Below are 22816 nucleotides of genomic sequence, written 5' to 3' on the forward strand. Positions count from 1 at the left end.
TCCACATTCTTATGGGGTATTAATCCAAATTTCTCTGGGCTATTCCCCGCTTGAAGGAAGGTTGCGTACGTGTTCCGCACCCGTTTGCCGGTCGCCACCCAGTATTGCTACCTGTGCTGCCCCTCGACTTGCATGTATTAGGCCTGCCGCTAGCGTTCATCCTGAGCCAGGATCAAACTCTCCATTGTAAAGAAGTTTTGATACTGACTAATTTCTCTCGAAATCAATCGGTGATCTATTAATTATGTTTAGCTGTACATTACCTGTTTTTTGATTCAAACTATCACTAATTTGAATCGTGCTGTTGTTTCCAATCTTTCAAAGAACTTATCGGTTATTACTAACCGGTAGATGATGTGTGAGATCCGATCTCTGTGACGCTTTCGTCAAACATCTTATTTCAATTTCGCAACATTTGCTTTCCGTTTGTTGCCCCGTTGTTGTTGGGGTTGCAAAGGTAATCAACTTTTCATTTCTACCAAATCTTTTTAAAGATTTTTTAAAAATTTATTTCCGGGTGAAGTCTGTCAGCAGAACCACTGCTACCAGGTGTTAGCGGCTATTCCGCATTCCGTAAATAAGTGTAAGAAAAGAGCTTTTTGTGTGCGTGCTTTCTATCAAAGCGGAGCGCAAAGGTAGGCGGATTTTTAACACTTCCAACTATTTGGACTAACTATTTTTAAACAATCTCTGTAACCCTTTACGACAAAGGGTTACAGAGACAAAGAATTATTGGCGATCAAAGCTTATTGGCTGCAAAAGCCCATCAGGATATCTCACGTTCATCAAAAACAAGCCCTGTGGAGGTACTGCAAAATCAGCATTGGTACAATCCAGGCTCTCAATCACCTGTCTGAACTGATCCATGGAAAGCTTACCACGCCCCACTCTCAGCATGGTGCCCACCAGCCCGCGCACCATTCCCCGCAGGAAACGGTTCCCTGTAACGTTATAGACTATACGCTCACCGTCTACCGTCCAGCGCGACTCCGTAATCTTACATATATGTGTCTTCACCTGTGAATTGCGTTTGGAGAACGTAGTAAAGTCGCTGTACCCCATGATCACTTCCGCCGCTTCTTCCAATGCAGCGATGTTCATCTTATAGGGAAAGAAGTAACCACGGTCTTTCAGAAAAGGATCTTTATGCGTGTAAAGGGTATATTCATAAGAGCGCGACAATGCCGCAAAGCGGCTGTTGGCATCTTCCGGTACCTGGTAAATAGCCCTCAGCACCACATCATCCGGCAGAATAGCATTGATCTTATATAGAAACTGCGGATGCAGGGGCAGCTCCGTATCAAAGTGCAGGAAGTTCTGCTGCGCATTTACACCGGCATCGGTTCTGCTGGATCCCGTAGTTTCTATGGGCGACCGGAATAATATACCCAGCGCCCTGTCAATCTCCGCCTGTACGGAATGTGCATTTTCCTGTACCTGGAACCCGCTGTACTGCGCCCCCTTATATCCTACTTCTATAAAGTACCTGTTCATATGGGGGCGAAATTAAAGAATTACCCACTATCTGAAATGAAATACGGAGTTATGGTCAGCCGTCGCTTCCCATAACTCCGTAAAAATGAAGATGATATTACTTATGTATCATGGCTTTGAACCTGCCTCTGTAATAGTCATCTATTAACAGTGTCTCCAGGGAGCCATATTTTTCAGTATCATATGTTTTGGAATAAGCCGCATCCAGCAGGCGGTAGCGGGTATCGTCTGCAGTGAGCAACTGTACCAGCGTTTTGATCTGTGCTGTTTCCAGGCAATAGTTGCGGGTTTGCTTCTGGAACACATCGATCATGCTGTTATCCGTTCTGGCTGCCACAAACTTGCGGAGTACCTTCCGGAAAGTAGCGTCGTCCATGATATTGGCGCAATCGGAATTTACGAGGCGTGTGCCGCTTTTCTTTTTGGAAGATGTGGTTTCTTCAGCAGCTACTGCCGCGCCAACCGGCGCCCCGGCTGCATCAACCGACACTGCTGCTGTCTCTTCGTCGTCTCCACGTTTCTTTTTCTTCTTGCTGCTCTTTGCCGGCGCTTCGTCTGTTATAGCGATGCCGTATCCGCTGGAATCAGTAATGATGTTGGCCGGATGTTCGGTATCGTCAAAGATCTTTTTCTTCTTCTTTTTGGCGGGTGTAGGTGTTTCTTCTGCAGCTACTACCGGCACTTCTACCACAATAGGCGTAGTGGTGGCAGCGGCTTCTACTGCGGTTGGCGCTTTATCATCCTGGAATTCTATGAAATCAGGATCACCTTCCTTTGCCTTATGCTTCTTTGATTTCTTTGCCGGTGCAGGTTCTTCTGTAGCAACGGCTTTCGCCGCATCGTCTGCCGCAGCTTCACTGGCAGCGGTTTTACCTTCTTCTGCCAATACCTCATTCAAAATAGCCTGTTCTTCTTCTGATAAAGGCTCACGGCCATTTTTATGCTTCTTACCTTTCGACTTCTTCACTTCTCCATCTGCGGCTACCGGCGGAGCATCCGTAACGGCTACTGCTGCTTCTTTCTTCACTTCCGGCTCCGGCTCGTTCCTGTCGTCGCCAGTCACTACTACCTTATCGAGTGCGGAAGAGAACGGATTCGCAGATTTAGCTGCAGCGGGTTTTGAGGGCGAGGGCCCTGTTACAATGGCCTTATCGGCAAAAGTAGTTTCCAGGTCCTTCTGGAGATTGGCCATCATTTCCTTTTTAGCCGTATCCAGTTCCGGTTCTACTGCTGCCGGCGCGGGCGTGGCTACCGCCAGCGCGCCATCTCCTGCATCCGACTTGAGTTCGCGAAAGGTTTGCAGGTTATATAAGGAATAGCCGGATTCACCGGATTGCTTCAGTAAGAAACCCTGGTCGTTCTTGGCTACTCTCACATTGAACTGTGCTTCTTTAGAATCTTTACCTGCGAAACCCACGGTAATAGGGGCTGTTCCGTTTTCCAGCTGCGGGATAATGATATAGCCCCGCTCTGTGGAACTTAACACTTTGCCGTTATGCTTTACATAAAACGGCTGCCCCTTCTCGCTCTGAATATATACGTAGTGCCGCTGATCCTGCGCCCACAACCGGCCGCAGAGCAACAGACATGCCCATACGAATATTACTGTCCTGTATTTAAGATGCATACTATTGATTGGTATAAAACTTTCCTTGTGCAAATATTATTCCAGCACGATCAGCACTTCGCCTTTTTCCACTGCGGTGCGCTCCGTTACCTTGATTTCCTTTACGGTGGCATCAGCACTGGCCTTGAATACATTTTCCATCTTCATGGCCTCCAGGATCAATACCGGATCTCCCTTACGGATGGCCTGTCCTGGCGTAACGAGCACTTTCAGTACCAATCCGGGCATGGGCGCCTTGATGTCATTTACCTTTTTAGTCATGGCATCTTTAATGCCCATGGCCGCCAGCAGCTGGTCGATCGGCTCTTCAACAGCCACTTCAAACTGTTGCTGATTTACCTGTAAAACGACGGTCTTGGTATCTTTCTCGATTCTTAAAACCTGCGCCAGATAGCTCTTTCCGTCCATGATAATACTATAATCGCCGGAGGGCAGCTTCACAGCAGACCAGGCTACTTCCTGGTTATCGACTGCCAACTTTGAATCGTTATTCACGGCAAATGTAGATTTGCCATTCACTATTGCTTTGATCATAATGCTGTTTTATGGGCCCGTAAGCATAACAAAAATAGCATTTTTAACCACTTACCTCATATTTGGCCCATTTGTTTAAATTTGACACTTTTAAATCGGTTCAAGCCGATACATTTGTTTAAAACAGTCTTTTACATGAATCAATATCTGAAGCAATCCCTGATGGGGATGCTGATCGGAGGAATCGCCGGACTGGGAATGAGTACTTCCCTGATGGCCCAATCCGATAAAGCTGCCCAGGAAGACCCCGCACTAAAGATTTACCGGGCATCTGCCACCAAAGTGAATGATCTCGTACACACCAAGCTGGACGTACGTTTTGACTATGCCAAACGCTACCTGTACGGCAAAGCCTGGATTACCCTGAAACCTCATTTCTATGCCACCGACTCCCTTACCCTGGATGCCAAAGGCATGGACATTAAAGAAGTAGCCGTAGTAAAAGCAGGCAAGAACAGTCCGCTGAAATACAGCTACGACAGCCTGCAACTGCATATCGCACTCGATAAGAGCTACAAAGCCACTGAATCATATATCATTTATATCAGCTATACCGCCAAACCCGATGAGCTGAAAGTAAAGGGCAGCGCCGCTATTTCCGATGCCAAAGGATTATATTTTATTAATCCCGATGGTAAAGATCCTAAAAAGCCCACCCAGATCTGGACACAGGGTGAAACAGAAAGTTCCTCTGCCTGGTTTCCAACGATCGATAAAACCAACCAGAAATGTACCCAGGAACTCAGCATGACCGTAGAAAAGAAATACGTAACCCTTTCCAACGGTAAACTGGTAAGCCAGAAAAACAATGCAGACGGTACCCGTACCGATACCTGGAAGATGGATCTCCCCCACTCCCCTTACCTGTTTATGATGGCTGTAGGCGACTATGCCATTGTAAAAGATACCTGGCGCGGAAAGGAAGTAAACTACTACGTAGAAAAGCCCTACGAAAAATATGCGAAGAACATTTTTGGCAACACACCTGAAATGCTCACCTTCTACTCTAAAATATTAGGCTACGATTATCCTTGGGTGAAATACTCTCAGATCACCGGCCGCGACTACGTTTCCGGTGCTATGGAAAATACCACGGCCACCCTGCACGGAGAGTTTATGCAGAAAACAGACCGTGAACTGCTGGACAACAACAACTACAATGAAAGCGTAATTGCGCACGAATTGTTTCACCACTGGTTTGGCGATCTCGCTACTGCTGAGTCCTGGAGCAACCTCACGGTGAACGAATCATTTGCCGACTACAGCGAATACCTGTGGCTGGAACATAAGTACGGTAAGGACGCCGCAGATGAACACAGCCTGGAGGCTACTCAGTCCTATATGTCTATGGTACAGTATTCCGGCGACAAAGACCTGGTGCGTTTCCACTACCGCGACAGGGAAGATATGTTTGATCAGATCACATACCAGAAAGGTGGCCGGATCCTGCATATGCTGCGCAATGCCATCGGTGATTCCGCCTTCTTCAAGTCACTGAACGTTTACCTGAAAACAAATGCTTTCAAGGCAACAGAAGCACATCAACTTCGTTTAGCCGTAGAGGAAGTAACCGGTCGTGATATGAACTGGTTCTTCAACGAGTGGTATTTCGGCAAAGGCTTCCCACAACTGGATATCAGCTACAAGTATAACGAAGCTGCGAAAACAGTGACCGTGATCCTGCAACAGATCCAGAAGGAAGATAAAGTGTGGCATATTCCAATGGCTATTGATATTTATGCTGGTGGTAAAACGGAGCGTCACAACATCTTCATGGAAAACAGGGTTGATTCCTTTACCTATTCTTATAACACCAAACCGGACCTGGTGAATGTGGATGCAGATAAAGTAGTATTGGCCAAGATAGATGACCACCGTGCTTTCAGCACCTATGCTTTCCAGTATGCACATGCGCCTAATTATATGGATCGGCATATTGCTATCGACGAAGCAGCAGACGCACAGGCCACCAACCCCGAAGCGGTGAAACTGCTGGTACTGGCATTGAAAGACAAATATCATGGTTTAAGAACATATGCCATTGGTAAACTGAACATGGGCAATGAGGCGGTGAAATCTGCTGCCCTGCCTGTTTTGCTGGAATTGGCCAAACAGGACCCAAGTTCACTGACACGTGCTGCCGCCCTGCAACAACTGGGTGAACTGAAAGATCCTGCGTATGCTTCCTTATTCGAAGCAGCTACAAAAGAAAAATCATACGGTGTAGCAGCAGCCGGCCTGGAAGGGCTGGCCACACTGGACCTGGACAAAGCCTACAACATCGCCAAAACACTGGAAAGCGATACCCGTGGTAAACTGGTAAATGCGATTGCAGGGGTGTATGCGAGGAAAGGTAATCCGGCAGATGTGGACTTTGTAGCCACCAAATTTGATGAAACCTCTGGCCAGGACAAGCTGAATGCGGCTTTTGACTACCTTGGTTTCTTATCAAAAGTCAACAATACCGCAGCCGTAATCAAAGGCGTGGACCAGGTAAAAGCCATGACCGTGCAGTTTAACAACTCACAGGTAAGCACCTACATCAGTAACTGGATGCAGGAGATCAGCAAGGCCAAATCACAGGAAGCCACCGCTGTTTCCGGTGATAACCGTGAGGCGCTGTACAAACAGGCGGATTATTTCAAGAAAACATCTGAAGAAATTAAGAAGACCATCCGGTAATTCCGGGTAAATGATAAAGCAAAAGGGAGATGCCGTTGTGGTATCTCCCTTTTCTTTTACAAATCAATTTCCACCAGTCCGTTGATGTCGGGGTCCCAGCGCCAGGCTGTGGTGGCGAGTCGCACGCCACCGAGCCAGCGGTGTTCGAGCGATACATAGTCCAGATAATTTTCTTCTTCCTCCAGTATTTCCCTCCCCAGGCTGGTAATTTTCAGCATCTGGTCGTGTTCTTCCAGCACGCCTGCATTCACCATACGATGGATGAGAATATCGAGTTGAAAGTTGGTGAAGCCATATATTTCGAGTTCATCCCAGAACAGCATGTAGAGGTCGTACCAGCGGTAGCTTCCCAGCACCAGGCGGAGCAGGAAGTAGTTTTCGATGGTACTGAGTCCGGTATTGAGATCAGGAAATCTTTTCAGATGGGCGGTAATAGCAGCGGGAAGGTGTTTGAGATTTCCGGCAGATAGTTTACTGATAGTTTCCAGCACCTGTGGCGTGGGGAGGCACCATGCATCCCATACATCGGCGGCCCATTGAAGGTCGTCGGGCTGAAGAGTAACACGCTGTTCAAACAGTTTAGGAAAATCTGACACATCGGGATGGTGATGGAGGTCTACCAGGCTGATGGTAGGTAGTGCAGGCAATTTACTGCTGAGGTAGTGAAGAATGAATAGCATATTGATCTGGCAAAACAGATCGTATTCAAACCAGAGAACGATTTCATCAGCATGGGAGCCGGAGAGATCTAATTTCTCCAGCTCCTGTACTACATTGGTATAATAAGTTTGTTTATCTATTCCGTAATGGAATTCGAGATGTTTGGCGCGGCTTTCAAAGAATTCGGGCAGGTTGTTGGTATACTTTACTTTTCCTTCGCACATCATTTCCCTGCAAACCACTACTTCTCCTGGCACCCCGCTTTGTTGAAACAAGGGTAGAATCGCATCTCCGTTTAACACATGCACATATGACATAAAATAGTTTTCATGCTATTACCAGCTGCCACTGGCGCCACCGCCGCCACCGGAGCCTCCTCCGAAGCCGCCGAAGCCACCACCTCCTCCACCGCCGCCGGACCAACCGCCGCCGCCGCTGCTACCACCGCCGAAGCCGCCCATGCCGCCTATTACCGGCCAGATCCAGCCACCGCGTCTGTTGTAGGTGGTACCACCACCTCTGCCGCCACCGCCACCACCGCGGCTGATGAGGGACACAACAATAACGATAATCATGATGAGGATGAACAGTCCACCGGCGCTGATACCGGGTTTACTTTGTTTCGGGTCTGCTTTGTACTCTCCGGCTGCTGCTTTCACAATGGCATCTACCGCGCCGTCGAGTCCTTCATAATAATGGCCTTCCCTGAAAGCTGGTTTGATGATCTGGGCAATGATTTCGTTGGCCACAGCGTCTGGCACTGCACCTTCCATTCCATAGCCCGTTTCTATCCTGATCTTTCTATCTTCTACTGAAACAAGAATAAGGATACCATTGTTCTTGCCTTTGGATCCTATTCCCCAATCGCGTAATATTTTTAATGATACCTGACTGATATCGTAATCGCCTATTGACTTGAGCGTTACCACGGCAATCTGGGTGGAGGTGCTGTCGAAGTATGCGACTACTTTATGTTCGAGTGCGTCGTCTTCATTTTTCAGCAATACACCTGCGAAGTCATTTACTAAAGTTGGAGGATTAGGCCGGGGCGGTATGTTCTGGGCATTCGCCAGCAGACCTGCCATCATTAATAATCCCGGTAAAAACCAGCGTAGTATCCTCATTGTATCAAAGCTAAAATCGTTTAAAAAGAGTGGCGTTTATCTGCCGAAGACGATATCGTCGGGCAGTTGATTCTCATCATTGCCGGCTTCATGCGGGAAATAGGTGCGGAGTGAAGCGCCGATTTCCTCAATGCATGCTTCAATGCCATCGATAATACGATTATCCTGAAAGTGGCTGATCATGAGGTCGGCTTCTTTAACCCAGAAGTCGTCTCCCACTTTCTCATGAATGCCCTGGTCGCCCAGGATGGCAAACTGCCGGTCTTTAATGGCCACATATACCAATACGCCATTGCGGAGTTTTGTTTTGCCCATGTCGAGGGAGTCGAAAGCTTCTTTCGCTCTGTCGATGGGATTTACGTAACTGCAATGGCTTTCTACAAACAACCTGATTTCTCCGGAGGTGAGCCGTTCAGCTACCCGGATAGCCTGCACTAATCTTTCTTTCTCCGTTTCTGAAAAAATCTCTTTTCGTTTAAAAGGGAAAATGCGCATGCTTTATATTTTTTGATGACTGTAACTTGGGATGCCGGTGATTAGGCCGGCATCCCTGGAACAGCATATCTTTTCGGCTGTTATTAGAATTTTACCTGTGGTGCGTTTTCGGAACCGGCGGCAGCTTCGAAGTAGCCTTTCTGTTTAAAGCCTGTGATACCGGCCACGATGTTGTTCGGGAAGGTACGTACGGAGCTGTTATACACATTTACGGCATCGTTGAAGTCGTTGCGGGCAACGTTGATCCTGTTTTCCGTTCCTTCCAGTTGTGCCTGGAGGTTCTGGAAGTTGGCGTTGGCTTTCAGGTCAGGATAAGCTTCAGATACGGCGAGTAAGCGGCCGAGTGCCTGGCTTAATTGTCCCTGGGCAGCCTGGTATTGTTGAATTTTTTCAGGGCTCAGATCATTTACATCTACTTTAATCTGGGTAGCGCTGGCGCGTGCCTGGATCACTTTTTCGAGGGTTTCAGTTTCGAAGTTAGCAGCACCTTTTACAGTAGCTACGAGGTTAGGGATCAGGTCAGCACGGCGTTGATAGCTACTTTGAACTACGCCCCATTTGTTCTTCACATTTTCATCTTTCGTTACGAGGCCGTTGTACTTTCCACAGCCTAACATGACTAACAAAGCGACAACTACGATAACAATAATTCCTGTTTTCATCTGAGTTATAATTTAAAATTTGAGTACCGGCAAATATGCAAAACGTATTCCCGTTTTCCCGCTTGCCGGTGTAAGTAGTTTTTTCACCGGTGAATGCTATAAAAAAAGCGGTAAACGCTTGCTTTTCATAACTACACGAAAATATGGAAACTCCCCCACTAAATCGCTATTGGATAAGGAAACGGCAATTTTTTAAAAAAGTTCAATCATCCTTGAAATATTCATCATAAAACAGTATGTTTATATGTACCTTTGCTATGTACAAAACGTTGAACGTTTTACTATATGATTTAAGGTGAATGGGGCAGAATGGATACAAAATCGATATCGAAGGTTTCATTGTTTCTAACTCATTTATTATCAATAACTTGGAACTAAGTCTGCTTAAATGAGTGCACAACACATCCATATACTCTATATTGATGATGAAATACACAATCTGAATGCCTTCAAGGCTTCATTCAGACGGATGTACAATGTAGTCACAGCAACATCTGCAGAGGAAGCAGAGAAGCTGCTGGCAGAACAGGAATTTCACATCATTATCTCGGATCAGCGAATGCCCAAAACGACCGGGATAGAATTTTTTGAGTCTATACTGGAAAGGTACCCCGAGCCTATACGTATGCTGCTTACTGGTTATGCCGATATTAATGCGGTAGTAGATGCGATCAACAAAGGACAGGTTTACAAGTATTTCTCCAAACCCTGGAACGAAGAGGAGCTGAAACACAACATTGACAAAGCTTATGAGGTGTACGCCCTTCGGAAGGAGAATAAAGAATTAACCGCCAAATTGCTGGATGTAAACCAAAAGCTGGAGTTTTTGGTAAGGCAGAAACTGATTTCCTGATCATTTTCCTGGCAGTGAAGAAAGAGGGGTTGCCCCCTGAGAAAGGGAGCAGCTGCATTTCCTGTGTGCTTGAAAATGGAAGATTGCACCTTGAAAAAGGGTGCAACAGGTATTCCTTTATCAATACATGACGATGCTCCCGGTATTAATACACCAGACATAGCTTATCTGCAAAACCATCATCCCTGTTCCCTTTCCGGGGATATCCACATTAAACGTAAGTCCATTAAAAGGAGCATAAAGATCGATCGTCACTGCAGTTATACTGCTGTAGATGATTTTCCGGGTGGCGAAGCTGATCCGGGTAGCTATACATATTCTTTACGAACCATCAGGCAAGAAATCCAGGTGCGGAGTGATAGCCTGCCTCAAGAGCTTAGCTTTCTGGCTTGCGATCCCGAAATCGCGGGCAGCCTGCCGGGTGGCGGCTGTTTGCTTTACCGTTTCGGGCATGGAACGGACAAAATAAGTACCGTTTCTCCGGTAGCCTATTATATTACCTAATTTTCCTGTAAATGGGAGGATCCCGCTTATGTAGCCATGGAGTTAACAATTTTCACGAAAATATTGAAAATGTAAAGGGTGATTGCCGGGGATATTTAGTAGTTTTCTAAAGAGATAGTATTACGCATTGAAAGATATTCAAACACCCGGGCACTCCCTCTGATGGTTTGTCTAAAAGGAGCATATGGGGGCTTGGAAATCATCTAAAAATGAAAGGTTCCGTTTATCATAATCCTCCGGGCCCGCAATTTCTGAATGTTGATTTTACTTTAACTTGCACCACATTGTGAACTTAATTTCCTAGAATCATGCAAGTTTGGAAAGATTACCAGGCAGAGAACAAAGATCGTTTCCTGGATGAATTACTGGCGCTGTTACGCATTCCTTCTGTGAGTGCGGATTCCCGTCACAATAAAGATACCCAGCAATGTGCGGAAGCAGTAAAACTGCGCCTGGAAGAAGCCGGCGCGGATAAGGTAGAAGTGTGTCAGACTGCTGGTCACCCGATTGTTTATGGAGAAAAGATCATAGATCCTTCCTTACCTACCGTACTGGTATATGGTCACTACGACGTACAGCCTGCAGATCCGCTGGATCTGTGGCATAGCGGCCCGTTTGAACCGGTGATTAAAGATGGTAATATATATGCCCGTGGCAGCGCGGACGACAAAGGCCAGTTTTACATGCACGTAAAAGCCTTTGAAACCATGAACAAGACCAACACTATTCCCTGTAATATCAAGTTTATGATTGAGGGTGAAGAAGAAGTGGGTTCTGCGAATCTTGGCATCTTCCTGAAAGATAACAAGGAACGCCTGAAAGCAGACGTGGTGCTGATTTCAGATACTTCTATGATCAGCCTGGAAAATCCGTCTATCGATACCGGTCTTCGCGGACTGGCCTACATGGAAGTAGAAGTAACCGGCCCTAACCGCGACCTGCACAGTGGTGTATATGGTGGCGCTGTGGCCAATCCTGCTACCATCCTGGCTAAAATGATTGCTTCCCTGCATGATGATAATAACCATATCACCATTCCAGGTTTCTACGATAAAGTACAGGAGCTGACCGAAGAAGAAAGAGCCGCCCTTAACGCTGCTCCGTTCGACGAAGAGGAATATAAGCAAGATCTCGGTGTAGACGACGTTTGGGGTGAAAAGGGATATTCCACTATCGAAAGAACCGGTATCCGTCCTACACTGGAAGTGAACGGTATCTGGGGTGGTTACACCGGCGAAGGTTCTAAAACTGTATTACCTTCCAAGGCATTTGCGAAAATCTCTATGCGCCTCGTTCCCAACCAGGACTGGCACGAGATCTCCGACCTGTTTACCAAACACTTTGAAGCGATTGCGCCAAAGAGCGTGAAAGTGAAAGTGACCAAGCATCACGGCGGCAGCCCGTATGTTACACCGATCGACTCTGTAGCATTCAAGGCAGCTCACCAGGCCATCAATGCTACTTTCGGTAAAGATCCGATTCCGGTACGCGGCGGCGGTAGCATTCCTATCGTAGCCCTGTTTGAAAAGGAACTGGGACTGAAAACAGTACTGATGGGCTTTGGTCTGGATAGCGACAACCTGCACTCTCCCAACGAGAAATATGGTTTGGCTAACTACTACAAAGGCATTGAAACCATTCCTTATTTCCACAAATACTTTGCGGAAATGAGCAAATAGATAAACTTTCAGCGGTTAGTTTTACCGGCTAACCGCTGAAAGCTAAACGATTTTAACATGAGTAATACCGAAAAAGTACGCGTAGATAAATACCTCTGGTCTATCCGGGTGTTTAAAACCCGCAGCCAGGCTGCAGATGCCTGCGACGGCGGTAAAGTAAAACTGAACGGCTCTTCTGTAAAAGCCGCTAAACCAGTGAATATTGGCGATAAATTCGAAGTGAGAAGCGAAGCCCGCAAATGGGTGATAGAAGTGACCGGCCTCATTTCCAACAGAGTAGCCTATCCGGAAGCCATCAAATATTATATTGATAATACCCCTGACGAAGATAAACTCGCCCCGGCCTTTGTTCCGTCTGTGTTCCAGACCGGTAAACGCCAGAGTAAAATTGGCCGTCCTACCAAGAAAGACCGGAGAAGTATCGAAGGTTTTATGGAAGGGGATGAAGAAGAATAATTATTCAGCAAGGCTCCTCCTTGTATTTCAGAGGGCCTTTGCTTTTCTTACAGCCTGTCTTTCAGATCTGCCTGTACTTCCCATGCCAGGTCTCTTATTTTCTTCATTTCAGCGATGCTGAAGATGGATTAGTAAGACAGTTCTGTCGAACCGGTACGATTCCGTAAATTCCGAATTTACTAATTACAACGATTAGTATCCCGCTACCACCCTGATTCTTCCTTTTTTTATAATTTCTCACTTTTGCGTAGTAATTTTGCATCCTCATTCTTAAACTAAGGATTTTCAATGCCTAAACAAAGCGACGTACTTAATGCCGACTTTCTCGTGAAAGTGGCAGAAGAATTTGGTACCCCGGTATATATATACCATGCAGAAAAGATTAAAACCCAGTATGAAAAGCTGCAGAAGGCTTTCCATAAGGCTGACACCCGCTTTTTCTACGCCTGTAAGGCATTGACCAACATCAATATCCTTAAGTACATCAACTCCATCGGTTGCGGCCTGGATACCGTATCCATCCAGGAAGTACAACTGGGCCTGAAGGCTGGTTTTGATCCGAAGAATATCATCTTTACCCCCAACTGTGTGGACCTGCAGGAAATTATTGCAGCGAAAGACCTGGGTGTAATCATCAATATTGACAACCTCTCCATCCTGGAGCAGTTTGGTAATAAGTTCGGCGGCAGCTACCCGATCTGCATCCGCCTGAACCCACATATCATGGCTGGTGGAAACTTTAAGATCTCCACCGGGCATATCGACAGCAAATTCGGTATCTCTATCCACCAGATGCGTCATATTGAACGCATTATTAATTCTACTAAACTGAAAGTAACGGGCCTGCACATGCATACCGGCTCTGAAATCAAGGATGTAGATGTGTTCCTGCGTGGTGTAGAGGTAATGTTTGAAATGGTACAGCACTTCCCTGACCTGGAATCTATTGACCTGGGCAGCGGATTTAAAGTAGCTTACCAACAGGGCGATCCGGAAACGGATATCGACCTGCTCGGCAAGAAACTGAGTGAGGCGTTTAACAATTTTGCAAAATCATATGTGCGTCCACTGCAGCTGTGGTTTGAACCAGGAAAGTTCCTGGTGAGCCAGAGCGGCTACTTTGTGGTAAAAGCCAATGTGATCAAGCAAACAACGGCTAATGTATTTGTAGGGGTGAATTCAGGCTTCAACCACCTGATCAGACCGATGTTTTATGATGCTTTCCACCTGATCCGTAATATATCCAATCCAAAAGGTACCGAACGGATTTATACCGTTGTAGGTAATATCTGTGAAACAGACACCTTTGGCTGGGACCGTAAGATCAACGAAGTAAGGGAAGGCGATTACCTGGTGTTCTATAACGCCGGCGCCTATGGCTTTGAAATGTCTTCCAACTTTAACTCCCGCCTGAAACCGGCAGAAGTATTGGTGAAAGACGGTAAGCCACACCTGATCCGTAAACGTGATACTATCGACGATCTGCTGAGAAACCAGATCGAACTGCAATAAAAACACCGGGTTTAGGATTCAGGTATTTGATTATCAGGAACATAGTTCCGGGTAACAGGTACCTGGATCCCAAAATTCAGAATTGATACAATATTTCCCCTACCTTTGCGTCTACATTAGTACTCCCCTCTGTTACTCCTGCAATGTTTTACTGTAAATTGTAATAAGCTATTTTATTACTGGCACAAAAAGGATCGCCTTTGGTTATAATTGTACGAACATATGAAAGTTTTAACTGCACACCCCGGCATATTTAACGAGGATAAGGTAATTGAGTCACACATATCATTCGTTCCCTTCCTGAACTTTTTGAAGGAAAAAGTAGCTCAGGATGGTGAAGCACGCTCGTCTTTCTATAAACTGATCATTGATAAGTTTGAAAGCAACCCGAACATACTTAAACCCATCCCTGCAAATACCGATCTCAGCGAATATAAAGAATACCTGGATCTGCTTATCGCCGCGATTTTTCCGGTGACTACAGATGCTACCAAGGATATTTATGGCATCGGCGTGCCTTTTAAATTCGCCATCTTCCACTACTCCGACCTGTTTAAACAACTGTTTTCAGGTAATGGAAGCGAGCTGACCGCTGTACCAGATGGGATCTCCATGGCACAGGTGAAAAAAGATAAAATTACCTGGCTCTATAAACTGATCCTGGAAAAGGTATTCCATTTTCCGATGAACTATAAAAACGATATCATCCATACGGTGGAAACACCCGACGGAGGTAAGCGTTATGTGAAAGTGAATATCGACCCAAGGTTTGTAGATGTGAAGGTAAACGGCGATCTGCCGGAACTGAACTACGACCTGTTCTGTTCCAAACAGATCACACCGGAGGCCCTGCAACAAATACTACCTACCAGCATGTTTTCCCTGGAAGGATTCGTGATATGGACCGTGAAAGATGTCACCCAGTCAGAAACCCTTAACAACATCAAGGGACTGGTGATGAACATGCGCACCAGCAACGAAGTGGAAAGTTATGCCGCCCTGGAAAAAATGATCCCGGTAATACTCGGTATTCCTGATGTGACCGCGCACGTAGTACCATTCCCGAAAGTGAACGGAAAGAATGTACTGGAAGAACAGTTCTCCAATACAGACCCGATCCTGGGCGTGGGTAACAAGAAACAACAACAGCATTTCTTTCAACTGCTGCTGGAGCATCTGCAAGCTAACCCGGTACCACTGATCATTCCGGATGTAAATGAAACAGCTATTGCGCCGCACGCATTCCTGAAATACCTGCCTATCAAGAATATCAAGAGTTTCATTGTATTCCCGATTACCCATAAAAAGGAAATCCTGGGCGTACTGGAACTGGCGTCTTCCACACCTAACCGGTTAACATCCGATCCGTTGTGGAAGCTGCAAAATACCTATCCCCTGCTGGTACTCATGCTCAACCGCAGCATGAATATCCTGGAGAGCCGGCTGAACGAAGTGATCAAAGACCAGTTCACCGCCCTGCAACCCGCCGTGGAATGGAAGTTTGTGGACGCCGCCTGGAACTACCTGCTTACACCGGTAGAGGACAGGAAGGATATTGAAAGCATTTCTTTTGATGAGGTATACCCGCTCTATGGCGCTGTGGATATCCGTAACTCCTCTGTACAGCAGGGAACGGCTATACGCGAAGATCTTCAGGAGCAACTGGAACTAATCCGTGATACACTTGAAACCGTTGGACAAACCGTACATCTTCCTTTACTGGAAGAACTACAATTCAAAACCAACGACCTGCTCGAAAATCTCAGCAACAGCCTGCAAGCCGGTGAAGACCTGAAAGTGAACGAATTCATGGACCAGGAAATAGAACCGATACTTCGACACCTTTGTGAAGACAACGACGACCTGAAACCATTACTGGCCAACTATTTCGCCAAAATGGATAAATCAGAAGGGCATGTGTATCATCACCGGAGAGAGTATGAAGAAAGTCTGGCTACCATCAATACCGCCATCAGTCAATACCTGGAGAAAGAACGTTCCTATATACAGCAATCTTTCCCCTGCTACTTTGAGAAGTACAGAACAGATGGCGTAGAGTATACGATATACATTGGTCAGTCTATTGCTCAGGAAAAGAAGTTTGATCAACTCTACCTGCGCAACCTTCGCCTGTGGCAACTTTCTTCCATGGCGCATATTGCCCGGCTCACGCATCAGCTGGGACCTAAATTAAAAGTGCCGCTGCAAACCACGCAGATGATCCTGATGCACAGCGCCCCTATCACCATCAGTTTCCGTAGCGATGAACGTCGGTTTGATGTGGAAGGCGCGTACAATGTGCGTTATGAGATCATCAAAAAGAGAATCGATAAAGTACACGTGAAAGATACCGGCGAGAGATTAACGCAACCAGGTACCATCGCGATGGTATATTCTTATGTACGTGAAATGGAGGAGTTCAAAAAGTATATCACTTTCCTGCAAAGTAAAAAGATACTGATGCCGGAAATTGAAATGCTGGACCTGGAAGAACTGCAAGGTGTGAGTGGATTGAAAGCGCTGCGGGTGAAAGTAAATATGGAGCTTCCTGTTGGAGCGTAGAGTATACGGGAATATCATTCATTTAATAAAAAGGAAGAGGGAGATGAATTCATCTCCCTCTTCCTTTTTTAATTCTTCTATCATCAGAACTTAAATCCAAACGTGACATACGGCACCGTCTCCTCTTTTGAATGCCCTACTACTGCAGTAATGATCAAGGCATTGATAGGTGCAATGTAAATACCTCCACCGTAGCCATCATGCCAGACGTGGGAAGTTTCATTTTCACGCCATACGCGGCCAATGTCATTAAAGGCGATGAGCCCTATTCCTGCCGGCAGAACGTATGTTTTCAGGTCGAAGAGTTTTACACGGACTTCGGTATTGTTGTATACATTGGCATCACCGGCGAAGCGGAAGTTACGGTAGCCACGGAGACTCTGCACACCGCCTACAGTGAGCGCCTGGAAGTATTCATAGTTACCCCATAACTTACCACCACCGAAGCGGCTCACGATTACGAAGTTTGCTGGAATACGGAAACTCATGTATAAACTCAGGTCACTTTGCAGGGAAGTGGTGTTATAGCTACTGCTGTTCACACCGAAGTTACCGGCGTAAGTGGTAGTCCACAGGATGCCGCGTGTAGGAATGATCTTGTTGTTGCGTGTATCGATGGTTGCCACGATCTTACCACCGGCGTACGCTTTATTGGCGTAGATGCCGGCAGAGTCCAGCCCGTTGTCTTTAAAGTCGGTAATAAAACGGTTGTCGTTCTCGTCCTTATTAAAGGCGTAATTATTGAACGTAGGGCCATAAGCGATCGTCATGTGATTACCGACGCTTGTTCTCAGCAAAGCTTCTGCGGTATAGAAATTATACCGGGCACGATAATAGGAAATGGTTTTACCATTCGATTTATCGAACACTGTTTCGTTACCATATCCGAAGAAGTTGATGGTATTATTAGGCGCTTTGGCACGGGCGAAAAGCAGCAGGTCTGTTTTTCCGATAACGTCGGTGTATTCACCTTCGTAGCGGAAGTTCCAGGCACGGGTGGCTAATGCATGTGTAGCGGTGAACAGGTGCCGCGTGGAGAATGGCTCCCTGCGCCAGGAGTGGCGGGTAATAGACAAACCAACACCGAGTAAAACACCGTCGTCGCGGTTGTAGCCTCCAGCCAGTAAGGGGATTGTTTTCTCGTATTGGAAGGCGCTACGGTTATATTTGATATTATCGGGATCGTTAGAGAGACGGCGTTGTTCATTGCCGGTGAGGACAAAAGTATCTTTAGCGTTCTTCTGATCGTATATGCGTATGCGTTTGCCAGCCCTTACGGTGCTGCTATCCACATAAGTGTCTGCATCTTTACCGCCAATGAGCCGGATGCGGATGGGGGTAGCGTGATCGCCTTTTATTTCGAAGCGGTCGTTGCCACCGAGGCCGTATACATTCACTTCTTTGGTGACAGCCGGATCGAAGGTGCGGGAGTAGAAGTTTTGCTGTATGGCTCCTTTCTTGCTGATCTTAAACATATTCAGCGCTACCATGCCACCAGGCTGCTTTTCAACGGTGATGAGTTCATTCTTTTCTGTACCGGGAACATCCACGCCTTTGGCGAGGAAGCGGTAGTACTTCATGGTATTTTTCTCCAGGATGTTGCGACGGGCAGATAAACGCTCTTTCATCATGGGTCCTACGAGCGACTGGATTGTATCGGGAAATGCTTTAACAGCAGCATCAATCACGCTGTCCGTCATCTTCCTGATCAGTCTTTCTGTTTGCTTCTGCCAGTCTTTCTCATCCATTTCATTCAGGAAAGAGCGGTCGAAGTAGCGGGTGCTAAAGTTGAAACCGTTGATATCTGGGATGTAATTACGGAAGCCTTGAATAGCGGGCAGCAGCCATGGGCGTGAAGCCGCACGGGGAATCACGCCACTGTTGATAAAGAACGCCTGATCGCGGTCGCGGGGCACCGGGTAATAGTAATCTTCCCCCTTGTGCTTTTCCTTGTACCAGCGCCACTGGTCGTCGTGCCGGTCAAAGTCCATGATATACATATCGAACAAACGGGCGCGCAGTACGGATTTCTGGTCTACATGTACATCGTTATCTCCCCAGATCTTTGCCAGTACTTTCGGCGTATTATAGGTTTTATCGTTCTTTCCGGTAACGGGTTCCCGCTCTTCAAAGAGGAACACTTCATTACCGAAGTCGTGGGCATAAATGCCCAGTGAGCTATCTACCGGTAAGTATACAAATGTTGGATTGGTATGGGGTACGCCGGCTGCTTCTGCCAGTACGCTTACGGCCAGTGGCGCATAAGGGTTAGCGGCAGAGATCTGGTCCTGTACTACATCCCGGGCTACGGTTTCCCTCAACAGTTCGGGGATGGCCGCCAGCGGGAATTTCTTCAGGGAACGCATGGCCCATTCGGTACCGGTGCTGTCTTCCAGCCGGAGGGAATGGGTTTGTTTACCACCGCCTCTTTGCAGGATCTTCAATCCGCCTTTAGCCGTTTTCAGGTTGAGTACGGGGAAGTTGAGCGGGGTAGCCCATACTTTGCGGTAATTTTCACCGAGCAGGAATTTATGGAAACTGCCTACATGGTTATACTGGGTGTCGGCGGCCACCTTCACAAATGGTGGTAATTCTGCCGGCTGCTGATAAGTGAGGGCCTGTTGCGGAATATCCTGGAGCCGGAACAGGTTGTCGCTGAATACCGGCTGTGTGCCTTTATCTGCAATGTAGTACTGCACTCTCACCGTGCTGTCGGACATCAGTTCCAGGGTACTGAAGCCATTTTCGGTAGTGGCGAACAACGATTTCGGCCCTTTGCGGACCCGGTTATTTTTAGCGCCGCTGCCACTTACCACATAGGCGTTCTGGCTATCCTTAATCAACTGCAGGGTATGATCATGCCCGGACACAAATACGACCGGACCATGCGGTTTCACTGCCGCTTCTACGCCTTTGATCATTTCCTGGTATTTGGGATTGGGAATATCTTCCGGTGTTCCAAACACGCCACGGGCAATGGGATAAATAGATCCCATCACCGGCAACGGCACATACAGTGCGGGGCGCAGATCGGTGAGCGGGAAGATATGTTGCTTGATCGTATAGTAGCCACCGTGAATACCGTAACTACGGAAAGGATGGTGGGTAGCGAAAATGATCAGTTTGTTGCGGTTCAGCGCTACAATGTCTGAGATCCTGGTGAGCACCTCGTCTTTGTCTTTACAATCGCAGGAAGATTCTACTCCCGGCTTCTGATACGGGAATACCCACCATTCGCTATCCATAATGATGAGTGTAATATTATCAGAGATCTTCACTTCTACCGGGCCGGGGCATCCTTCTTTGGGCTCGAACTGCACGTTATCCAGGTGTTGTGAATCTACATACCGTTGCTGATTGCGGATAATATCCCATCCATCGGGCTTGCTTTTGTCCCAGTCGTGGTTACCCGGAATAATATAGCCCTGTGCGTTAGTACCCCGTACCAGGTTGATCTGGTAGTCGATGATTTCTTTGGCAACGGGATATTTACGGCTGGAGGAGTCGGGTACCCCGTGTGGATATACGTTATCACCCAGGAAGAGGATGGTATTGCGGTTATCCTGCAGATCGAATGTATTACGGACGGCATCCACTACGGCATTTTTACCGTTGCCATGGAGCTCACCGGCATCGCCGATCAGGATGATACGTTTTACCACCTGTGGCGATTGGGCCAATATGGTGGTATATCCGCAAAGCAATAGGGCTATAAAGATGATGGCTGATCTGATCATTTTGACTTGTAACTAAATTTAAGAATGTTGGCGGTACCGTCGTATCCGCCTTCGTTGGAAATATACATATCACCGTTGGGGGCAAACGCCAGTCCTTCGGGTTGCAGGAATAGCCGGTGTTTCAGATTATAGGCTTCCTGTACATGTCCCTGAAGGTCGGAAATAACGAGCAAACCGTTAACGGAAGCTACGATATACAAGCGTTTTTCAATAGGATGAATAGCGGCAGCAGATGGTTTGAAGAAGCGCATATCTGATCCGGCGAGACGGGCTATTTCCTGGTTATTGAACTGGTAAATGGCCGAGGTGTCAAATGTTTTGGTAGCCAGATCAAAGCGATAGGCGCTGGTAACGCCCAGGCGCTTATCATCTTCACAGTTCTTACAAATCATGATAATACTGTTCTTAGCGGGATCGTAATAAGTAGTTTCGAACTCCTTCTTCCCGTGCTTCTCCATTTTGTAGTGCTCACTGGCAACGCTATCGGAAAAAAGACCCTGCACATGGAACAACGAGCCGCTGCTTTTCAGCACAAACCAGCCGCTATCAGTATGGCAGATATCTTCATAGTCGCCGTTCTTGGCAAATTTAAAATACGGATAGGGCTGTGTAGCGTTCACATCTATCTGGTAAATACGGCCTTCCTCGTCGTTAATGGCCATGATCTTATGTTCGTCGGGGAATAACACGATACCGGAAATTTCCTGCATCGATTCCCTTACCCGGTACCTTACCGGTTCCTTTAAATCATAGCCGCCGGGAGAGGCATATACTTTTTGTTCTCTGTCGCTAAACGCATTGCAAGACAGTAAAAAAAGGAGAAAGATTAACCCGATCCGGACATCCATAGTGTAACTTTATAGCATAAATTTAACTCAAAAATGCAGTAACTTAGGTTCAATTTGCGATTTGTAATACGCGAATGGGCGAACATACCGTTATTAGTATCGTATTTCGCAGTTCCTTATCTTAATTTTCGTCTTCCTTATGCAAAACAATGTTATCATAGATGCAGCACGGGACTATGTTTTAGCCCAGTATCAACAACACCCGCGCCCCAATCTGGTATATCACAATCTCATACATACACAACAGGTAGTACAGGTTGCAGGGCAGATTGCCGCTCACTACCGCCTGCAGGACGACGAACTACTGGCCGTTTATGTAGCCGCCTGGTTCCATGATGCCGGTTACCTGCTGGGTGAAGGCAAACAACACGAAGAGAACGGTGCCAAAGAAGCCCTCCAGTTTTTACAGCAACAACAGGTTCCTGAAAATGTTCAAACCATGGTACAGGGAGCTATTATGGCCACCAAAATGCCACAATCGCCCAAGACCCTGGTAGAACAGATTGTTTGCGATGCCGACCTCTCCCACCTCGGCTCCAAAGAGTTTTCCGACCGTAATAAATTACTGCGGCATGAAATGGAACTGACCTATCAGCAGGAAATACCCGCCATTCAATGGCTCACCGGAAACGTCACTTTCCTGACACAGCATCACTACTGGACAGACTACGCACAAACCCTCTTCAAACAACAGAAAGAAGAGAACCTGGCCAAACTGAAAAAGAAGCTGGAGAAGAAAACGGAAGACGCCGCAGAAGAAAACCTGGCTGCCGCCACCGTTGCCGCTACCGGCACAGAAGGCGCTCCGGTAACCGCTACACAAAAGAAGAAAAAAGATAAGACCGCCAAATCCGAACGCGGTGTGGAAACCATGTTCCGGACCACTTCTACCAATCATATCCGGCTCAGTTCCATGGCCGACAGCAAAGCACATATCATGATTTCGGTAAACTCCATCATCATCTCCGTGATATTGAGCGTGCTGGTAAGACGGCTGGAAGACTATCCCAATATGGTGATTCCGTCCATTATCTTTCTCACTACGGCCGTACTGACGGTCATCTTCTCCGTACTGGCTACCCGCCCGAATGTAACCAGTGGCGTGTTTACCAAAACAGATATTGAGAAAAAGAACGCCAACCTGCTGTTCTTTGGTAACTTCTATAAAATGCACCTGGAAGAATACCAATGGGGCATGAAGCAAATGATGGAAGATTCTGAATTCCTGTACAGCAGCATGACACGCGACATCTACTACCTGGGCGTAGTACTAGGTCATAAATACAAACTGCTGCGCATCTCCTATAATATTTTCATGTTTGGTCTGATTATCTCTGTACTCGCCTTCCTGATTGCAGCTATATTTTTTCCGGTAAAAGCTTAATGA

The 22816-nt window shown here is 46.8% G+C and carries 17 protein-coding genes and 1 rRNA gene; 8 read left to right on the forward strand and 10 right to left on the reverse strand.

From position 1 onward, the window contains the following. From BMW79_RS00005 to BMW79_RS00020, 4 genes are all read right to left on the reverse strand, one after another. Positions 1 to 188: ribosomal RNA gene (locus BMW79_RS00005) — 16S ribosomal RNA — on the reverse strand; the annotation flags it as partial. Between the two features lie 541 nt (positions 189 to 729). Beyond that, positions 730 to 1494: a tRNA pseudouridine(38-40) synthase TruA gene (gene truA, locus BMW79_RS00010; RefSeq protein WP_089888847.1), complete on the reverse strand. Its 765-nt coding sequence runs from the start codon at positions 1492 to 1494 to the stop codon at positions 730 to 732. A gap of 97 nt (positions 1495 to 1591) precedes the next feature. After that, a complete protein-coding gene (locus tag BMW79_RS00015) occupies positions 1592 to 3121 on the reverse strand; it encodes a DUF4476 domain-containing protein (protein ID WP_089888850.1) in 1530 nt (509 codons plus the stop codon). Positions 3122 to 3157: 36 nt separating this feature from the next. Further along, positions 3158 to 3655: a biotin/lipoyl-containing protein gene (locus tag BMW79_RS00020; RefSeq protein WP_089888853.1), complete on the reverse strand. Its 498-nt coding sequence runs from the start codon at positions 3653 to 3655 to the stop codon at positions 3158 to 3160. Positions 3656 to 3790: 135 nt separating this feature from the next. Between BMW79_RS00020 and BMW79_RS00025 the strand changes: the two genes are divergently transcribed. Beyond that, positions 3791 to 6337, forward strand: coding sequence for a M1 family aminopeptidase (locus tag BMW79_RS00025; RefSeq protein ID WP_089888856.1), 2547 nt, complete (start codon positions 3791 to 3793; stop codon positions 6335 to 6337). Between the two features lie 56 nt (positions 6338 to 6393). Here BMW79_RS00025 and BMW79_RS00030 read toward each other — a convergent pair whose 3' ends face one another. From BMW79_RS00030 to BMW79_RS00045, 4 genes are all read right to left on the reverse strand, one after another. After that, on the reverse strand, positions 6394 to 7314 hold the full coding sequence (locus BMW79_RS00030) for a hypothetical protein (protein WP_143059034.1): 921 nt from the start codon (positions 7312 to 7314) through the stop codon (positions 6394 to 6396). Positions 7315 to 7332: 18 nt separating this feature from the next. Then, positions 7333 to 8121: a TPM domain-containing protein gene (locus BMW79_RS34310; protein ID WP_089888861.1), complete on the reverse strand. Its 789-nt coding sequence runs from the start codon at positions 8119 to 8121 to the stop codon at positions 7333 to 7335. A gap of 36 nt (positions 8122 to 8157) precedes the next feature. Further along, positions 8158 to 8616, reverse strand: a complete 459-nt coding sequence (locus BMW79_RS00040; RefSeq protein WP_089888864.1) for a TPM domain-containing protein — start codon at positions 8614 to 8616, stop codon at positions 8158 to 8160. Between the two features lie 83 nt (positions 8617 to 8699). Beyond that, positions 8700 to 9278, reverse strand: a complete 579-nt coding sequence (locus BMW79_RS00045; RefSeq protein WP_089888866.1) for a LemA family protein — start codon at positions 9276 to 9278, stop codon at positions 8700 to 8702. Between the two features lie 388 nt (positions 9279 to 9666). On the opposite strand from BMW79_RS00045, the gene BMW79_RS00050 reads away from it, so the two are divergent. The 6 genes from BMW79_RS00050 to BMW79_RS00070 all read left to right on the forward strand — a co-directional run bounded on the left by BMW79_RS00050 (position 9667) and on the right by BMW79_RS00070 (position 16844). Continuing rightward, the gene (locus BMW79_RS00050) at positions 9667 to 10131 is read left to right on the forward strand and encodes a response regulator (RefSeq protein WP_089888869.1); all 465 of its coding nucleotides are present in this window, start codon (positions 9667 to 9669) and stop codon (positions 10129 to 10131) included. A 69-nt stretch (positions 10132 to 10200) separates the two neighbouring features. Continuing rightward, a complete protein-coding gene (locus BMW79_RS33660) occupies positions 10201 to 10635 on the forward strand; it encodes a hypothetical protein (RefSeq protein WP_143059035.1) in 435 nt (144 codons plus the stop codon). Positions 10636 to 10943: 308 nt separating this feature from the next. Continuing rightward, positions 10944 to 12314, forward strand: coding sequence for a dipeptidase (locus tag BMW79_RS00055; RefSeq protein WP_089888873.1), 1371 nt, complete (start codon positions 10944 to 10946; stop codon positions 12312 to 12314). A 57-nt stretch (positions 12315 to 12371) separates the two neighbouring features. Further along, a complete protein-coding gene (locus tag BMW79_RS00060) occupies positions 12372 to 12770 on the forward strand; it encodes an RNA-binding S4 domain-containing protein (RefSeq protein ID WP_089888876.1) in 399 nt (132 codons plus the stop codon). A 288-nt stretch (positions 12771 to 13058) separates the two neighbouring features. Further along, entirely contained in the window at positions 13059 to 14282 is a 1224-nt protein-coding gene (lysA, locus tag BMW79_RS00065; RefSeq protein WP_089888879.1) for a diaminopimelate decarboxylase, read from the forward strand. Positions 14283 to 14504: 222 nt separating this feature from the next. Beyond that, complete coding sequence (locus tag BMW79_RS00070; RefSeq protein ID WP_089888881.1) at positions 14505 to 16844, forward strand: GAF domain-containing protein; 2340 nt, start codon at positions 14505 to 14507, stop codon at positions 16842 to 16844. Positions 16845 to 16927: 83 nt separating this feature from the next. Here BMW79_RS00070 and BMW79_RS00075 read toward each other — a convergent pair whose 3' ends face one another. Together BMW79_RS00075 and BMW79_RS00080 are read right to left on the reverse strand one after the other, a co-directional pair. Further along, a complete protein-coding gene (locus BMW79_RS00075; RefSeq protein WP_089888884.1) occupies positions 16928 to 20581 on the reverse strand; it encodes a BamA/TamA family outer membrane protein in 3654 nt (1217 codons plus the stop codon). Next, positions 20578 to 21429, reverse strand: a complete 852-nt coding sequence (locus BMW79_RS00080; RefSeq protein ID WP_089888892.1) for a hypothetical protein — start codon at positions 21427 to 21429, stop codon at positions 20578 to 20580. Before BMW79_RS00080 ends, BMW79_RS00075 begins: the two co-directional genes overlap by 4 nt. A gap of 139 nt (positions 21430 to 21568) precedes the next feature. Between BMW79_RS00080 and BMW79_RS00085 the strand changes: the two genes are divergently transcribed. Further along, on the forward strand, positions 21569 to 22813 hold the full coding sequence (locus BMW79_RS00085) for a Pycsar system effector family protein (RefSeq protein ID WP_089888896.1): 1245 nt from the start codon (positions 21569 to 21571) through the stop codon (positions 22811 to 22813). Positions 22814 to 22816 lie beyond the last annotated feature (3 nt).

The sequence above is a fragment of the Chitinophaga arvensicola genome (genome assembly GCF_900110835.1).
GTDB lineage: Bacteria > Bacteroidota > Bacteroidia > Chitinophagales > Chitinophagaceae > Chitinophaga > Chitinophaga arvensicola.

Excerpts from the sequence above, each read along its gene's own strand:
- BMW79_RS00085 (WP_089888896.1), top strand. The coding sequence starts at position 21,569 with ATGCAAAACAATGTTATCATAGATGCAGCACGGGACTATGTTTTAGCC.
- BMW79_RS00045 (WP_089888866.1), bottom strand. The coding sequence starts at position 9,278 with ATGAAAACAGGAATTATTGTTATCGTAGTTGTCGCTTTGTTAGTCATG.
- BMW79_RS00015 (WP_089888850.1), bottom strand. The coding sequence starts at position 3,121 with ATGCATCTTAAATACAGGACAGTAATATTCGTATGGGCATGTCTGTTG.
- lysA (WP_089888879.1), top strand. The coding sequence starts at position 13,059 with ATGCCTAAACAAAGCGACGTACTTAATGCCGACTTTCTCGTGAAAGTG.
- BMW79_RS00040 (WP_089888864.1), bottom strand. The coding sequence starts at position 8,616 with ATGCGCATTTTCCCTTTTAAACGAAAAGAGATTTTTTCAGAAACGGAG.
- BMW79_RS00060 (WP_089888876.1), top strand. The coding sequence starts at position 12,372 with ATGAGTAATACCGAAAAAGTACGCGTAGATAAATACCTCTGGTCTATC.
- BMW79_RS00070 (WP_089888881.1), top strand. The coding sequence starts at position 14,505 with ATGAAAGTTTTAACTGCACACCCCGGCATATTTAACGAGGATAAGGTA.
- BMW79_RS00025 (WP_089888856.1), top strand. The coding sequence starts at position 3,791 with ATGAATCAATATCTGAAGCAATCCCTGATGGGGATGCTGATCGGAGGA.
- BMW79_RS00050 (WP_089888869.1), top strand. The coding sequence starts at position 9,667 with ATGAGTGCACAACACATCCATATACTCTATATTGATGATGAAATACAC.
- BMW79_RS00020 (WP_089888853.1), bottom strand. The coding sequence starts at position 3,655 with ATGATCAAAGCAATAGTGAATGGCAAATCTACATTTGCCGTGAATAAC.
- BMW79_RS00055 (WP_089888873.1), top strand. The coding sequence starts at position 10,944 with ATGCAAGTTTGGAAAGATTACCAGGCAGAGAACAAAGATCGTTTCCTG.
- BMW79_RS00030 (WP_143059034.1), bottom strand. The coding sequence starts at position 7,314 with ATGTCATATGTGCATGTGTTAAACGGAGATGCGATTCTACCCTTGTTT.
- BMW79_RS34310 (WP_089888861.1), bottom strand. The coding sequence starts at position 8,121 with ATGAGGATACTACGCTGGTTTTTACCGGGATTATTAATGATGGCAGGT.
- BMW79_RS00075 (WP_089888884.1), bottom strand. The coding sequence starts at position 20,581 with ATGATCAGATCAGCCATCATCTTTATAGCCCTATTGCTTTGCGGATAT.
- truA (WP_089888847.1), bottom strand. The coding sequence starts at position 1,494 with ATGAACAGGTACTTTATAGAAGTAGGATATAAGGGGGCGCAGTACAGC.
- BMW79_RS00080 (WP_089888892.1), bottom strand. The coding sequence starts at position 21,429 with ATGGATGTCCGGATCGGGTTAATCTTTCTCCTTTTTTTACTGTCTTGC.